A 15,226-nucleotide genomic window follows, 5' to 3' on the forward strand; every position below is an offset into this window, starting at 1 on the left:
CCTTCTGGCTGCGGGCCTTTCCCACCTTCGGTTGTCTCACGCTGCGAATGGCAGCGGTTGGTGCAAGTTGTTGCGCCTGGGTTTTCGTTCCCTGTCCAGAAACGCTGGTGGCAGGAACTCCGGCAGACCGTCGGCGGCGATGCGCACCTCCCAACCCGACCGGTGCAGCAGCCGGTGGTGGTGGGCGCACATCAACACCAAGTTGTGCAGATCTGTCGGGCCGCCCTCGGCCCAGTGGCGGATGTGGTGACCCTGGCAGTGGCGGGGTGGGCGGTGGCAGCCCGGGAATGCGCAGCCCCGGTCTCGCAGGTACAGCGCCCGGCGCAGACCCGCCGAGATCAGGCGGCGGAGGCGACCCAGGTTCAACGGTTCGCTTTTCTCGCCCAGCACCGCCGGGATGATCATGCTGTCGCAGGCGTGGACCCGCGCCTCGGCCGCGGTCATCGTGCCGGTGTCGCCGAGGGTGGCCTCGCCGAGGCCGGACTTCAGGTCCTTCAAGTGCACCGCGACCATCACGTGCGCCCGTTCACCCGCCTGCATCGGCAGGGTTGGGGAGTTCAAAGCCAGGTCGATCGCGTCGGAGAAGGCGTCGCCGTAGCGTTCCTGCGGGGAACGGTGGTCGCCGGTCTCGTTGGTGCCTGTGCGGCGTTCGGCCAGGGAGTCCAGCAGGGCGCTGGCTCGGGTTCCTGTCTCGTCGTCGAAGCGGCCGTGCAGTTCCCACACCCCGGTTCTTTTGCGGCGTAGGGAGAGTTCTCGGCTGGGGACCGGTGGTTCGGTGGTGTCGGGTTCGGGGCCGTCGGGGTCCAGGTGCGCGATGATGCGCGCGCCGAGGGCGGCGACTTGTTTGTGGCCCGCATTCTCGGCGAAGGTCAGCAGGTGCTGCTCGGCGTCCTCGCGGTGCTCGACGGGGATCTGGGTCAGCGCGCCGACGATGGTGTCGATCATCGGGTTGCTCAAAAGTCCCGAAGAAGCGGCTGCAGCGGTCGCGGGGGCCACGGCGGGCGGGCTGTCGAGGCGGTGGCCGGGGTGCAGGGACTGGGCTCGCTTGACCACCGTCTCCGCCGCGGACTTCGGGATGTCGGCCAGGTGCTCGAGCAGCCGGGAGACAGATCGGTAGCCGAAGAGTTCCATCACGCCACGGGACTCGATTTCGACCAGCAGAGCACCGATCTCAGCCTCAGCCGACCGCACAACAGTAAGCAGCGCGGAGATACGATCGGCCAAGGCCGTCGCATCCGTCTTCCATGCCGTTTCCGTTGCCATACAACAAGGTTAGCCGAACCCGAACACACGATCATCACTCGTTCGGGTAGACCTCAAGAAGTCCGGCAGGGGCACCGCTGCGTGGGGAATCGGCGCTCCGGCACCGAGCAACAAGGGACCACAAGAAGCGCCGATTTCCCACGCCCCGGCGAAGCCGTATCAGTAGAACTGAACCACTTACAACGCAGTCAAAGACGCAAGCTTCCAACGCCCATCAACCCGTTTGGCACCAACAGCAAGCTGAGCCACCGAGGAAGAAGGCGCACCCCCACCTTGAGCAACAGTCTGCTGATCCAAGAACAGCAAAAGCGAAGCATCATCCCCGACGAGAGACCGCACACCGACAGCCCGAACAGTAGTAGTCCGCACGAGCTTCTCCGCCGAAGCCCGCGCACGAGCCGAAGCGAACTGGTCCTGGTACTGACGAACCGCGTCCCCCGTCAAAACCTGAGAAGCCGCCCGCTCGGTACGAGCCAGATTCGCGTAGTCATAGGAAAAAACGGACTTCACGGCATCACTGACCTCAGACGCAACAGCAGCAGTCCCAGCGGAATCCACCAAAGCCTGGTTGTCCCCCGGAGAAAGCGAAGCCGTCTCGATCCCGAACCAAACGGCACACCCCAAAGCAAGAGCAACGACCACAGCCAACACCCGAGTCACGAGCCGGCCGCCTGGACACCGGAAATCTTCCAGCCATCGGGAGTACGGGACACGTCCACCGTCAACCGGTTCAAGCGCGGGGCAGCCGCGCCACCGCCGGAAGACAGGCGGACGTCCAAGACCGCCAGCAGGCGAGCCGAATCGGCGGAAATCTCCGTCACCGCCGCCTGGACCAGCGATGCCGAAGAAACCGTCCGAGCAGCCGAAGCCCGCTCGATCTGGACCTGACGGTCCCCCGCGAGGTCTTTCCCGTACTGCCCCGTCGTGGCCGCGATCCACCGGTCCACGTCCGCACCCGCCGAGCGGTAGTCGATCGTGTTCAGCGTCACCAGTTCCGGGCCCGCCGCCGCCAGTACCGCGTCGCGCTCGCGGCCGCGGGCGAACGAGTCGTCCGATGCCGCCCGGTACCACGACCAGCCGGCGAAACCCGCCGCCAGCACCGAAAGCACCGCGGCCACGACCAGAACCCTCACGGCGCGCCCAACAGCCGGCCGAGACCGCCGGACGACGGACCCGTCAACAGGCTCAGCATTCCCGGCAACTGCGACGGAGAAGACGAGGCAGCCTGCTGCGAAGGCGCCGCCGGAATGGCCGGCGGTTTCCCCGCGTAGGGCGCGTTTTGAGCCCCGCGCACCCCGGTCGGGCTGCCCGGCGGCTCGGCGCAGTACGCGTTCAAGTTCACCGGGGCTTCCGAAACATCGTTCGCCGCACGCTGCTTCGTCCCCTCGTACCCCTTCGTGCACGAAGCCGGGTCGAAGAAGTTGAGCACCACGCCCAGATGACCGGTACCGTCCGGGGACGTCGATGGCGAGAACGCCCCGATGATCGGGTACGCCACCAGCAGTTCCTCGATCGAATCGCGACGGGACGACGTGATCTGCGCGGTCGTCAACAAGTTCGCGAACAGCACACCAAGATCGGTCCCGGACGCGGCGAGCACGTCGCTGATCTGCCGGCTCAGCTGCGGCGCTTCCGCGATCACCCGCCGCAGGTCCGGGTCGGACTTCTTGAGCTGACCGGCGATCGTGCGCAAGCCCGAAGCGAAGTCCGTGATGTTGGCAGCCTGCCGCTGCTGCGTGTCCAGCACCACCCGCGAATTGGACAGCAACCCCTGCGTCTGCGGGACGTACTGCGCGGCGACGGCGGTCAGCGAGCCCGTGCTGTCCAGCAGCTGCTGCAGTTCCGGGCCCGCGCCGGCGAACGCGTTGTACGTCTCGTCGACGACCGTCCGCAGCGACTCCGGGTGCACGCTCGCCACGAGATCGTCCAAATGCGACAAAACCGTGTCCGGCGACGGCGGCAGCGACGTCTTGTCCGCCGTGATCACCGAACCGTCCTTCAGGAACGGCCCGCCGTCGTGCAGCGGGAGCAGGTCGACGAACTGCTCCCCCACCGCCGACCGGTTCGCCACCTGCGCGTGCGCGTCGGCCGGGATTTCCGGGGCGTCCGCGTCGATGTCGAGCGCCACGTCGACGCCGTGCTCGGTCAGCGTCATGCCGGTCACCCGCCCGACCGTCACGCCGCGGTACGCGACTTCGGAGTTGACGAAGATGCCGCCGGAGTCGGTCAGCTGCGCCGTCACGACGTAGCCGCGGTTGCCGAAGAGCCGGTCCAGACCTGCGTAGCGGCCGCCCGCGTACACGACCGACACCACGGCGATGACGACGAACGCGAACAGCTGGATGCGGATCTTGCGGGTGGTCACTTGCCGCCCCCGATCAGGCCGAGCAAGCCGCCCAGCAGGTCGGGACCGGCGGACTGCGGGAGCGAACCGAGGTCCGGCAGCGGCAGCGGTGGTGCGACGGCGGACGGCTGTTGACCGGAAGGCAGCGCGATCGGCGGCTGCGACGAGTTCGTGAAGTTCGAGATCAGCGTGTCCAGGTCGAGGTTCACGTTCGCCTCGACGTTCGCGTAGTCGCCCTTGATCACGTTGCCCGCGTAGTCCGGGAACGGGTACGTCAGCAGGATCTGCAACGCCGTTGGCAGGTTGGAACCCGCTTCGCCGAGCTTCGTCAACGTCGGCTGCAGCGCCTTGAGGTTCGCGACGAGCTGGTCGCGGCTCTTCGTCACGGTGTCCACGGCGACGCCGGAAAGCGTGTTCAGCGCGTTCAGCATCCCGACCAGCTGGTCGCGCTGGTCGGTGACGACCTTCAGGCCCGGCGCGAGGTTGTCGAGCGCGTTCGTCAGGTTCTGCGTCTGGCCGGCCAACGTGGTCGACAGCTTCCCGAGCCCGTCGATCGCGCGGAGGATCTCGGTGCGGTGCCCGTCGAGCTGGGTCGCCAGTTCGTCCACTCGCGACAGCAGCGCGCGGATTTCCGGCTCGTTGCCGGACAACGCGTCGTTCAGCTCGTGGCTGATCTTCTGGATCTGTTCGACGCCGCCGCCGTTGAGCAGCAGGGAAAGCGCGCCGAGCACCTCCTCGACCTCGGGGTTGCGATTGGTGCGTCCCAACGGGATCTGGGCGCCGTCGCCCAGGTGTCCGGTGGCCGGTTCGGCCGTCGGCACGCTCAGCTCGACGAACTTCTCCCCCAGCAGTGACGACTGCTTCAGCTCGGCACGGGCATTCGCGGGCAGCGCGATGTCGCCGTTGACGGTCATCGCGACCTGCGCCGACCGCGTGTCCGGCGTCAAGGAAATCTTGTCGACCCGCCCGACCGCGACGTCGTTGACCTTGACGCTGGACTGCGGCACCAGATCGAGGACGTCGGTGAACAGCGCGGTCACGTGGTACGGGTGGTCGCCGACGTCGGCGCCGCCCGGCAGCGGCGTGCCGTAGAGGCCGTTGAACCCGCCGTCGCTGCACCCGGCGAGCACGAGCAGCCCGGCGAGCACGCCGGCGAACCGCTTCACTTGGCACCCCCCGAAAGCTGTTCCATGACGTCGACCAGCGGAAGCGGAAGTGGCGGCAAGGTCCCGTTCTGCAACGAATTCAGCACCTGTGGGATGGTCGGCAGCTTCAACGCGCCGTCCAGGATCGGCGCCAGCTGCTTGCAGATGGCGCCCAAGGTGTCCGGGATTTCCTTGGGTGTGAACGAGCTGATCAGCCGGCAGACGGTGAGGATCGGCGGGTTGGTCAGCTCGTTCAGGTTGTCGCGGACGGCGATCGTGCCCGATGCGGCGTCGTAGGAGTTGATGAAGTTGGTCGCGCCGGTCGGGGCGATGTCGAGGACTTCGGCGAGCGCGGCCCGCTGGTCGACCAGGACCTTCGACAGCGACGCCAGCTTGTCCACATTGGACTCCAGCGCGCCCTTGTTGTCGTTGACGAACGTCTGGACGTCGCCGAGCGCCCCGCCGAGTGACTGCAACGCCGCGCCGACATCGGAAGAGTCCGCCGCGAGGAACTGGCTGACGTCGGCGACGCGGCCGTAGAACTCGTTGAGCTGCTGGTCGCTCTGGGCCAAGGCGCCGGTGAACGAGTTGAGGTTCTGCACGGTCGAGAACAAGTCGTCTTTCGAGCCGTCCAAGGTTTTGGCGAGCTCGGCGAGCTGGCCGACCGTCGAGTTCAGCGAAGCGCCGTTGCCCTTCAGCGTGTTCGCGGCGGTGTCCAGGACGCCGGACAGCGCGCCGTCCTTGTTGGCGCCGTTGGGTCCCAGCGCCGTCGACAGCTTGTCCAGGCTCGAGTACAGGTCGTCCAGCTCGACCGGCGTCGCCGTGCGATCCTTCGCCAGCACCGTCCCGGAGGCCAGAACAGGGCCGCTGTCGTAAGCCGGGGTCAGCTGGACGTACCGGTCGCTGACCAGGCTCGGCGCGACGACGACCGCGCCGACGTCGGCGGGCAAGGACACGTCGTCGACGCGCATGTCCACGCGCACCGCGTCGCCCTGCGGCGTGACGTCGGTGACCTGCCCGACCGGCACGCCGAGCACCCGCACCGACGAACCCGCGTAGAGCCCGACGGTCTTGCCGAAGTACGCGGACAGCTTCGTCCCGGTGGATTCCCGGAACACCAGCCACAGACCCGCGGTCAGCAGCAACGCCAGCACACACGCGAACGCCAGCCACGTCACCAGGCTGCGCCCGCGGTAGGTCCGGATGGTCATCGGCCGCCCACCCCCTGGTTCGGCGCCGCGATCGGCGGGGTGCAGCCTTCGGGGTTGATCGTGACGACGCCGGCGTTGATCGTCGGCGGCAGCAGGCCGCACAGGTAGCCCTCGAACCAGCGGCCGTTGCCGGTGGCGTTCGCGCCGACTCGGGCGAAAGGCGCCATCAGCTGCAGGCTCTTGTCGAGGTTGCCCTGGTTGCGCTGCAGGATGTCGGTTACCTTGCTCAGCTTGTCCAGCGTCGGTTTCAGCTGCGCCCGGTTGTCCTGGACGAGCCCGGTCAGCTGCTGCGAAAGCTGCTGGGTGCCGGTGAGCAGCGCGTTGATCGCCTTCTTGCGGTTCTGCAGCTCGCCGAGCAGCAGGTTGCCGTCGCTGATCACGCGCTGCAGCTGGGTGTTGCGGTCGGACAGCGTCTTCGACACCTGGCTCGTGTTGGCCAGCAATGTGTGCAGGTCCGCATCGCGCGACGACACAGTCTTCGCCAGCGACGACAACCCGGTCAGCGTGTCCCTCAGGTACTGCGGACTGTCCTTGAGGCTGTCGGACAACGCGTTGAAGCTGTCCGCGAGCTGTTTCGTGTCGATGTCGCCGACCGTCGTCGACAGCTGCTCGAACGCGTCCTGCAGCTGGAACGGCGTGCGCGTGCGGGCTTGCGGAATTGTCGCGTCCGGCTCCTGCGCGCCGTCGCCCTTCGGGTCGAGGGCGAGGTACTTCTCCCCCAGCAGCGTCTTGATCTCGATCGACGCCGTCGTCCCGTCACCGACCCGGACGTCCTTGACGCGGAACCGCACCAGAACCTGCTTGCCGGCCAGGGAAACCGACGACACCGTGCCGACCTTGACGCCGGCGACCTCGACCTCGTTGTCCGGCGCCAGCCCGGCGGACTCGCCGAAGTAGGCTGAGTACGTCGTGCCGTTGCCGAAGAACGGGAGCTGGTCGGAGAAGTACGTCGTGGCCGTGACGAGCACGATCAGCACGAGCGCGACCGCGCCGACTCCCGCCTGGTTGCGATCTTTCAGCGGCTTCACGGACCACACCTCTCCGCGCGCTGGGTGCCGGGCAGCGGGACGATCGGCACGGTGATGTCGAGCGAGGAAATGCCGATGGTGCCGGTGATCCCGCACAGGTAGTAGTTGAACCAGCTGCCGTAGCTGAGGGTCCGGGTGAACTTCTGCAGGTTGCCCGGCAGCACTTCGAGGAGGTGGTTGAGCAGTTCGCCGGAGTCGCCGAGGTTCTGCGACAGCACGCCCAGCTGGGCGACGTCGTCCTTGAGCGCCGGGCGCGCGTCGGCGAGCAGGCCCGTCGTGGACACGGCGAGGTCGCCGAGCGCGCTGACCGCGTCGCCGATCGGCTTGCGCTGCTCGGCCAGCCCGCTGACCAGCTTCTGCGTCTGCTCGATGAGGTCGCCGAGCTGCGGGCCGCGGGAGTTGACCGTGCCGAGCACGGTGTTGAGGTTGGCGATGACCTGGCCGATCACCTGGTCCTTGCTCGCGATCGCCGTCGTCAGCGACGCCGTGTGCTGCAGCAGGCTGGTGATCGTGCCGCCCTCGCCCTGGAAGACGCTGATGATCTCGGCCGAGAGCTGGTTGACGTCCTTGGGGCTCAGCGCCTTGAACAGCGGCTTGAACCCGTTGAACAACACGGTCAGGTTCAGGGCGGGCTTGGTGCGCTCGGGCGGGATCGTGCCGCCGTCCGGCAACGCGCGATCGCCCGGGACGTCGGTGCCGAGCGCGAGGTAGCGCTGCCCGACCAGGTTGCGGTACTTGATGGTCGCGGTCACCGTCTCCGGCAGCCGGTAGGTGTGCTCGACGTCGAACCGCACCTGCGCCAGGTTCCGCTCGCCCTCGACGACTTCGATCGCGTCAACCTGACCGACCTTGACGCCGGCGATGCGGACGTCGTCGCCTTCCTTGAGCCCGGACGCGTCGGTGAACTTCGCCAGGTAGCCCGACGTCTCGCCGAAGTTCGTGTTCGCGATGGTGGCCGCCAGGACCCCGGTGAGGAGCACGGTGACGACGGCGAACACCGCGAGCTTGATCAGCGACGGGACGAAGCTCCTCATTTCAGCTCCACCTCCGCCCCGCGGTAGAGCGGCCCGACGATCAGGCCCGCCCAGCCCGGCACGTCACCCGGCGCGGTGCCGAGCGCGGGCGACGCGAGCAGGTCGATCAGGTCGGTTTCGTAGGCCGAGCCGACGATCGAACCCGGGGACCCGCCGATGGCGCCACCGCCGGAGGGCAGCGTTTCGGGCGGGTACTTCGGCGGCGGCGGCTTGCTGGAGCCGTCGTCGATCGCGCCGTCCGGCGGGTACTGCGGCCACACGCCGGGCTTCGGGACCTGCGGGTAGCAGCGTGGGCCGCGCTTGTCGTCGTACTTCGGCTCGTCGACGCCGGGGAGGTACTTGCCGCGGCTGGCGGCGAACTCGATGGTGACCCGGCTGACCTCGGGGTGCGCGGTGCCTTTGCCGAACGCGAGTTCCGCGCGAGGCACGGATTCGGCGAGTTGCCGCATCAGGCACGGGTATTCGGGCGCGTACTTCGCGAGGACGTCGAGCGTCGGCTGGATGGCCGTGGTGAGCCGGATCAGGTTGTCCTTGTTGACCTGCAGGAAGCTCGTCAGGTCCACGGAAGCCGCGGTGACGGTGGCGTAGAGGTCGGTCAGCTGCGCGCGCTGGTCGACGATCGTCCGGCTGGTCGTCGTCAGGTCCGACAGCGCCTGCAGCAGGTCCGGCGCGGCCTTGTCGTAGGTGTTCGCCACGTTCGCGAGCCCGGTGATGTCGGCCTTGACGTCCGGCAGCGACGGGTTGAGCTTGCCGAGGTAGTCGCCCAGCTGCACGAGGGTCTGGCCGAGCTGCTTGCCGCGGCCGTCGAGCGCGGTCGCCACGGCGGTGAGCGTGCTCGACAGCTTTTCCGGCTGGACGGCCTGCAGCAGCGGCATCACGTCGTCGAGGACCTTCTGCAGCTCGATCGCCGCGCTGCTGCGGTCCTGCGGGATGACGTCGCCGGCCTTGATCGGCCCCTGCGACGTCTCGGGCAGCTGCAGGGCGACGTACCGCTCGCCGAAGAGCGTCTTGGGCAGCAAGCGCGCGGAGACGTTGCGAGGGATGACGTGCGTCTTGTCCGGGTCGAGCGCCAGCTCCAGCTCGGCGTGGTCGCCCTTCGCCAGCACCGAACGGACTTCGCCGACGAGCATGCCGCGGACCTTGACGTCGCCGCCGGTGCGCAGCTGGCTGCCGACGCGGTCGGTCTCCAGCTTCACGAGCGTCACCGGCGTGAACGCCTTGTTGTAGACGGCGAGCGTGCCCGCGATGAACAGCGCGGCCACGAGCAGGAAGGCGAGCCCCAGCACCTGGTACCGGAGCCGCTGCCAGAGCTCGCGCCTCATCCCGAGATCCTCACCGTCGTGTTCGCGCCCCAGATCGCCAGCGACAAGAAGAAGTCCAGGACCGAGATCAGCACGATCGACGTCCGCACCGCGCGGCCCACCGCGACGCCGACGCCGGCCGGGCCGCCGCTGGCGTTGAAGCCGTAGTAGCAATGGGACAGGATCACGAGCACGCTGAAGACGATCACCTTCCCGAACGACCAGAGGACGTCACCGGGTGGCAAGAACAGCGTGAAGTAGTGGTCGTACGTGCCCGCGGACTGGCCGTAGAGCCAGATGGTGATCTGCCGGGACGCGAGGTAGCTGGAGAGCAGGCCGACCGCGTACAGCGGGATCACCGCGGCGACGCCGGCGAGCACGCGGGTCGTCACCAGGTACGGCATGCTCGGCACGCCCATGACTTCGAGCGCGTCGATCTCCTCGGAGATCCGCATCGCGCCGAGCTGGGCGGTGAACCCGCAGCCGACGGTCGCGCTCAACGCGAGGCCGGCCGACAGCGGCGCGACTTCGCGGGTGTTGAAGTAGGCGGAGATGAACCCGGTGAGCGCGGCGGTGCCGAGCTGGTTGAGCGCGGAGTAGCCCTGGAGGCCGACGATCAGACCGGTGAAGAGCGTCATCCCGATCATCACGCCGAGCGTGCCGCCGATGACGGCCAGGCCGCCGGTGCCGAAGCAGACTTCGGTGAGCAGCCGCAGGGTTTCCCGGCTGTAGCGGCGGATCGTGCGCGGCGACCAGGCCAGCGCTTTCGCGGCGAACGCGAGTTGCTTGCCGAGTCCTTCCAGGCTCTGGCCGGGGCGCGCGATGTATTCGAGCGTCCGGTCGGTGTCGACGGCCGTCATCACATGGCCTTCGGCGGGACGATCCGCAGGTAGATCGCGGTGAGCACGACGTTGATGAGGAACAGCAGCAGGAACGTGATGACGACGGCCTGGTTGACCGCGTCGCCGACGCCCTTCGGCCCGGGCGGCGGGTTCAGCCCGCGGAAGGCCGCGACGACGCCGGCGACGAAGCCGTACAGCAGCGCCTTGATCTCGCTGACCCACAGGTCCGGCACCTGGGCCAGCGCGTTGAAGCTGGCCAGGTACGCGCCGGGCGTGCCGCCTTGGAGGACGACGTTGAAGAAGTAGCCGCCGAGCACGCCGACGACGCTGACCAAGCCGTTCAGCAGCACCGAAACGACCATCGCGGCGAGCACGCGCGGCACGATCAGGCGCTGGATCGGGTTGACGCCGAGGACCTCCATGGCGTCGATCTCTTCGCGGATCTTGCGCGCGCCGATGTCCGCGCAGACCGCGCTGCCGCCGGCGCCCGCGACGAGCAACGCCGTGATCAGGGGGCTGGCCTGCTGCACGATCGCGAGCGCGCTGGCCGCGCCGGTGAACGACTGGGCGCCGATCTGTGCGGTCAGCGAACCGAGCTGCAACGCGATCACCGCGCCGAACGGGATGGCGACCAGCGCCGTCGGCAGGATCGTGACGCTGGCGAAGAACCAGCACTGCTGGATCCATTCGCGGAACTGGAACGGGCGTTTGAAGATCGCGCGCAGGACTTCCCAGGAAAGCGTCGCGAGGCGGCCGACCTGGGTCAGGGCCGCGGTTCCCGGGAGCGTCCCCGTGCTCTCGCTCACCACACCTCCCAGTAGGTCGTCACTGACCTCCGAGTGTTCTCCATACCCGGTGCCCGATTTTCGTTAGCGGTGTTAACTGATCTTGCGGTCAGAAACTGAGGTTGAGCGCGTGCGACGCCGTGGCGCCGCCGTCCGCGACGAACTCCGCTCCCGTGCAATACGCGCTTTCGTCGCTGGCCAGGAAGAGGACGAGCTTCGCGATGTCCTCCGGCTGCCCGACCCGGCCGAGCGCCACCTTCTTCCCGACGTACGACATGTCGACTTTCTGCCCGCCCGCGGCGGTCTCGACCATCTGCGTGTCGATCGCGCCGGGGTGCACCGAGTTGACGCGGATGTGCTTGCGGCCCAGCTCCATCGCGGCGACCTTGGTCATCCCGCGGATGGCGAACTTGCTCGCGGTGTAGGCGATCAGGTAGGGCATCCCGGCCAGTCCCTCCACAGAGGACACGTTGACGATGGAGCCACCGCCGGCGGCGGTCATCGGTTCAACGACCGAGCGCATCCCGAGAAACGCCCCGATCTGGTTGACCCGGATGACGCGTTCGTAGTCGGCCAGCTTCGTCTGGCCCAGTTCCGAGAAGTGCAGGATGCCCGCGTTGTTGACCAGCACGTTCGGGGCGCCGAACTCGGTCGTCGCGCGCTCGACGGCGGCGGCCCAGCCGTCCTCGTCGCCGACGTCGAGGTGCTGGTAGACGGCCTGCTCCCCGAGTTCGGCGGCGAGCTGCTTGCCCTCGTCGTCGAGGATGTCGGCGAGCAGGACCTGCGCGCCCTCGGCCACGAACGCGCGTGCGGCGGCCGCGCCCTGGCCGCGCGCGGCGCCGGTGATCAGGGCGATCTTCCCGTCCAGCCTCATGACTCTCCCAGGATTTCGGTGGCGGCGAACATCCGGCCGGGGTCGCGGTCGGCGAAGAAGGCGCTGACCGACGTCTCGAGCTCGTCGAGGGACCAGCGCTGCTCGATCCGCGGCGCTCCGACCAGCGACACCGCGCCGCCGTGGACGATGAACACCTGGCCGTTGACGTGCTCGGCCGCGGGCGAAGCGAGGTAGGCGACGAAGGGGGCGACGTGCTCGACCGAGAGCGGATCGGAGCCCTCGGCGGGAGGAGCTCCGAACACGCTCTCGGTCATCGCCGTCCGCGCGCGCGGGCAGATCGCGTTCGCGCGGACGCCGTACTTGGCCAGGCCGCGGGCGGCCGACATGGTGAGCGCGGTGATGCCCGCCTTCGCCGCGGCGTAGTTGGGTTGGCCGGGCGAGCCGATGAGGAACGCCTCGGACGCGGTGTTGACGAGCCTGCCGTACACCGGCTGACCGTCCGCTTTGGACTTGTCGCGCCAGTACTTCGTGGCGTTGCGGGACAACAGGAAGTGGCCGCGCAGGTGCACGCGCAGGACGGTGTCCCACTCGTCGTCGGACATCGAGAAGAGCATCTTGTCGCGCAGCACGCCCGCGTTGTTGACCACGACGTCGAGCCCGCCGAGGTCGAGCGCGGCCGTCACGAGCGCGTCCGCGGTGGCCCGGTCGCCGACGTCACCGGCGACCGCGACCGCCTTGCCACCGGCGGCTTCGATTTCTTCGACGACGTCCTTGGCCTCGGTGATGTCGTTGACGACGACGGTCGCGCCGCGCGCGGCGAGGGCGAGGGCCTCGGCCCGTCCCAGTCCGGCGGCGGCGCCGGTTACGATCGCTGTCCTGCCGGTCAAGCTCACGCGAGGCCTCCTCATCGAGTCCTGTGACCGCGCCTACACTAGAATCTGTTCTTGCTCTCCGCAAGAGGTTCAGTGAACACCGCTAACCAGCGATGAACAGGGCGTTCTTCGGGCAGCCTTTGACCGCATCTGTAACTTGTTCTATCCGATCGGTCAGTACCGGACCCGGCTGGATGACGAGTTCTTCGTCGTCGTCCAGGTCGAAGACGTCCGGCGCGAACCCGACACACACCGCGTTCGCCTCGCAGAGCGAACGATCGACGCCGATCTCCATGCTTCCTCCGCCGCGTGAGTCCTGGTACAACTAGAACAGGTTCTACTATAACGCCGGATCGAGGTGACGGGTGCGGATCGACTACACACCGGAGCAGCGCGCGCTGGCCGCGGAGCTTCGGGAGTACTTCGCCGAGCTGATGACGCCGGAGCGGCGGGAGAGCCTGCGCGCGGGCGACGAGTACGGCGACGGCGTGGCGTACAAGGAGATCGTCCGGCAGCTGGGCAAGGACGGCTGGCTCGCGCTGGGCTGGCCGAAGGAGTACGGCGGGCAGGACCGGTCGATGCTCGACCAGCTCATCTTCACCGACGAGGCGGCGGTCGCCGGGGTGCCGGTCCCGTTCCTCACGGTCAACACCGTCGGGCCGACCATCATGCGGTACGGCACCGACGAGCAGAAGGCGTTCTACCTGCCGAAGATCGCCGCGGGCGAGCTGCACTTCTCGATCGGCTACTCCGAGCCGGAAGCCGGCACGGACCTCGCGTCGCTGCGGACGCGCGCGGTGCGCGACGGCGACGAGTACGTCGTCACCGGGCAGAAGATGTGGACCAGCCTGATCGAGTACGCCGACTACGTGTGGCTCGCCGTCCGGACCGATCCGGACGCGAAGAAGCACCGCGGGTTGTCGATCCTGATCGTGCCGACGTCGTCGCCCGGGTTTTCGTGGACCAAGGTGCGCACGGTCGCGGGCGCGGGCACGAGCGCGACCTACTACGACGAGGTGCGCGTGCCGGTGTCGGCGCGCGTCGCCGAGGAGAACGCGGGCTGGCCGCTGATCACCAACCAGCTCAACCACGAGCGCGTCGCGCTCACGTCGTCGGCGCCGGTGCGCAAGGCACTCGCCGACGTCCTGGCGTGGGCGAAGGAAACCGGCGCCATCGACCAGGAATGGGTGCGCGTCCACCTCGCGCGGGTGCACGCCGGCGCGGAGTACCTGAAGCTGCGGAACTGGCGGATCGCGTGGGCGGCCGCGGCGAGCGAACTGGGCCCGGCGGAGGCGTCGGCGACGAAGGTGTACGGCACGGAGTTCGCGATCGAGGCCTACCGGCTGCTGATGGAGGTGCTGGGCGCGGCCGCCGTCGTCCGCGACGGTTCGCCGGGCGCGCTGCTGGCCGGGCGGATCGAGCGGCTGCACCGGTCGGCGCTGATCCTCACCTTCGGCGGCGGCACCAACGAGATCCAGCGGGACATGATCGCCGCGACCACCCTCGGCCTGCCCGTCACGCGCTAGGAGCGTCCCATGGACTTCACCCCTTCGGAAGCGTCGGCGGATCTGGCCGCGCTGACCCGGCGGATCGTCGCCGACAAGGCCACCCACGACCCGCACGGCACCGGCGGCTTCGACGCTCCACTGTGGACGGCGCTGGGCCAGGCGGGCGTGCTCGACGCCGCGTTGCCGTCGTCGCTGGGCGGCGGCGGGTTCGGCCTGCTGGAGCAGTGCGCGGTGCTCACCGAGATCGGCCGCGCGGTGGCGGCGGTCCCGTACCTGCCGTCGATCACGATGGCGGCGTCGGCGCTGGCCGAGTTCGGCACGCCGGAGCTGGTGGACCGCTGGGTGCTGCCGGTCCTGCGAGGAGAACGTGTTCTAGCGGTGGCACTGTCCGGGTTCACGGCGGCCGACGGTTTGCTGTCCGGCTCGCGGTCCGCCGTGGCGTTCGGGGCGTTCGCCAACGGGTTCCTGGTCGCCGCCGGGGACGAGGTCTTCCTGGTCGACGCGGCCGCGGACGGCGTCTCGGTGCGGCCGCAGCAGACGACCGACCACGCGGACGCGTGCCTGCTGGAACTTTCCGGCGTACGCGGGACTTCACTGGGCGACATCGGCGAGTGGCTGCGGCTGCGCGGAACGGCGGGGGTGTGCGCGCAGCAGCTCGGCATCGTCGAGCGATCCCTGGAGCTGACGGCGGCGTACGCGGCCGAGCGCAAGCAGTTCGACCACGTCATCGGCGGTTTCCAGGCGGTCCGCCAGCGCCTCGCGGACGCGTACGTCGACGTCGAAGCGGTCCGGCTGACGTCGCTGCAGGCGGCGTGGCAGCTGGCCTCGGACCTGCCCGCGGCGGAAGCGGTGGCGACGGCCAAGTTCTGGGCCGCGGAGGCGGGCCACCGCGTGGCCCACACGACGGTGCACGTCCACGGGGGCGTCGGCATCGACGTGGACCACGAGGTGCACCGCTACTTCACGGCGGCGAAACGCCTGGAGTTCGAGTTGGGCGGCGCGACCCACCAGCTGCTGGCGCTGGGGAATCTGCTCGCACCCCTGTCGCACCCCTGAAT

The 15,226-nt window shown here is 68.6% G+C and carries 16 protein-coding genes; 2 read left to right on the plus strand and 14 right to left on the minus strand.

What is annotated here, in order from left to right; translation table 11 throughout:
* Positions 1-36: 36 nt before the first annotated feature.
* The 14 genes from ACIQWX_RS35860 to ACIQWX_RS35925 all read right to left on the minus strand — a co-directional run bounded on the left by ACIQWX_RS35860 (position 37) and on the right by ACIQWX_RS35925 (position 12,955).
* A complete protein-coding gene (locus ACIQWX_RS35860) occupies positions 37-1,263 on the minus strand; it encodes a DUF222 domain-containing protein (protein ID WP_400880916.1) in 1,227 nt (408 codons plus the stop codon).
* A gap of 177 nt (positions 1,264-1,440) precedes the next feature.
* Positions 1,441-1,923, minus strand: a complete 483-nt coding sequence (locus ACIQWX_RS35865) for a hypothetical protein (protein WP_400880918.1) — start codon at positions 1,921-1,923, stop codon at positions 1,441-1,443.
* Positions 1,920-2,387 (minus strand): hypothetical protein, encoded by a 468-nt coding sequence (locus ACIQWX_RS35870; RefSeq protein WP_400881450.1) that lies wholly within the window; start codon positions 2,385-2,387, stop codon positions 1,920-1,922. The genes ACIQWX_RS35865 and ACIQWX_RS35870 overlap by 4 nt, the downstream gene beginning before the upstream one ends.
* 5 nt (positions 2,388-2,392) lie before the next feature.
* Positions 2,393-3,628, minus strand: a complete 1,236-nt coding sequence (locus ACIQWX_RS35875; RefSeq protein ID WP_400880920.1) for an MCE family protein — start codon at positions 3,626-3,628, stop codon at positions 2,393-2,395.
* Positions 3,625-4,773, minus strand: coding sequence for an MCE family protein (locus ACIQWX_RS35880; protein ID WP_400880922.1), 1,149 nt, complete (start codon positions 4,771-4,773; stop codon positions 3,625-3,627). The genes ACIQWX_RS35875 and ACIQWX_RS35880 overlap by 4 nt, the downstream gene beginning before the upstream one ends.
* A complete protein-coding gene (locus tag ACIQWX_RS35885) occupies positions 4,770-5,963 on the minus strand; it encodes an MCE family protein (RefSeq protein ID WP_400880924.1) in 1,194 nt (397 codons plus the stop codon). Before ACIQWX_RS35885 ends, ACIQWX_RS35880 begins: the two co-directional genes overlap by 4 nt.
* Entirely contained in the window at positions 5,960-6,991 is a 1,032-nt protein-coding gene (locus ACIQWX_RS35890) for an MlaD family protein (RefSeq protein ID WP_400880926.1), read from the minus strand. Before ACIQWX_RS35890 ends, ACIQWX_RS35885 begins: the two co-directional genes overlap by 4 nt.
* On the minus strand, positions 6,988-8,025 hold the full coding sequence (locus ACIQWX_RS35895; protein ID WP_400880928.1) for an MCE family protein: 1,038 nt from the start codon (positions 8,023-8,025) through the stop codon (positions 6,988-6,990). The genes ACIQWX_RS35890 and ACIQWX_RS35895 overlap by 4 nt, the downstream gene beginning before the upstream one ends.
* Entirely contained in the window at positions 8,022-9,347 is a 1,326-nt protein-coding gene (locus ACIQWX_RS35900) for an MCE family protein (RefSeq protein ID WP_400880930.1), read from the minus strand. The genes ACIQWX_RS35895 and ACIQWX_RS35900 overlap by 4 nt, the downstream gene beginning before the upstream one ends.
* Positions 9,344-10,186, minus strand: a complete 843-nt coding sequence (locus ACIQWX_RS35905; protein ID WP_176175936.1) for an ABC transporter permease — start codon at positions 10,184-10,186, stop codon at positions 9,344-9,346. Before ACIQWX_RS35905 ends, ACIQWX_RS35900 begins: the two co-directional genes overlap by 4 nt.
* Positions 10,186-10,974 (minus strand): MlaE family ABC transporter permease, encoded by a 789-nt coding sequence (locus tag ACIQWX_RS35910; protein WP_400880932.1) that lies wholly within the window; start codon positions 10,972-10,974, stop codon positions 10,186-10,188. Before ACIQWX_RS35910 ends, ACIQWX_RS35905 begins: the two co-directional genes overlap by 1 nt.
* 88 nt (positions 10,975-11,062) lie before the next feature.
* A complete protein-coding gene (locus ACIQWX_RS35915) occupies positions 11,063-11,827 on the minus strand; it encodes a glucose 1-dehydrogenase (RefSeq protein WP_400880933.1) in 765 nt (254 codons plus the stop codon).
* Positions 11,824-12,681, minus strand: coding sequence for a 3-oxoacyl-ACP reductase (locus ACIQWX_RS35920; protein ID WP_400880935.1), 858 nt, complete (start codon positions 12,679-12,681; stop codon positions 11,824-11,826). Before ACIQWX_RS35920 ends, ACIQWX_RS35915 begins: the two co-directional genes overlap by 4 nt.
* 82 nt (positions 12,682-12,763) lie before the next feature.
* Entirely contained in the window at positions 12,764-12,955 is a 192-nt protein-coding gene (locus tag ACIQWX_RS35925) for a ferredoxin (protein ID WP_400880937.1), read from the minus strand.
* Between the two features lie 70 nt (positions 12,956-13,025).
* Here ACIQWX_RS35925 and ACIQWX_RS35930 point away from each other — a divergent pair, with 70 nt between their 5' ends.
* Positions 13,026-14,186: an acyl-CoA dehydrogenase family protein gene (locus ACIQWX_RS35930; protein WP_400880939.1), complete on the plus strand. Its 1,161-nt coding sequence runs from the start codon at positions 13,026-13,028 to the stop codon at positions 14,184-14,186.
* A gap of 9 nt (positions 14,187-14,195) precedes the next feature.
* A complete protein-coding gene (locus ACIQWX_RS35935) occupies positions 14,196-15,224 on the plus strand; it encodes an acyl-CoA dehydrogenase family protein (RefSeq protein WP_400880941.1) in 1,029 nt (342 codons plus the stop codon).
* Positions 15,225-15,226 lie beyond the last annotated feature (2 nt).

Source organism: Amycolatopsis sp. NPDC098790, from assembly GCF_044759945.1.
Classification (GTDB): domain Bacteria; phylum Actinomycetota; class Actinomycetes; order Mycobacteriales; family Pseudonocardiaceae; genus Amycolatopsis.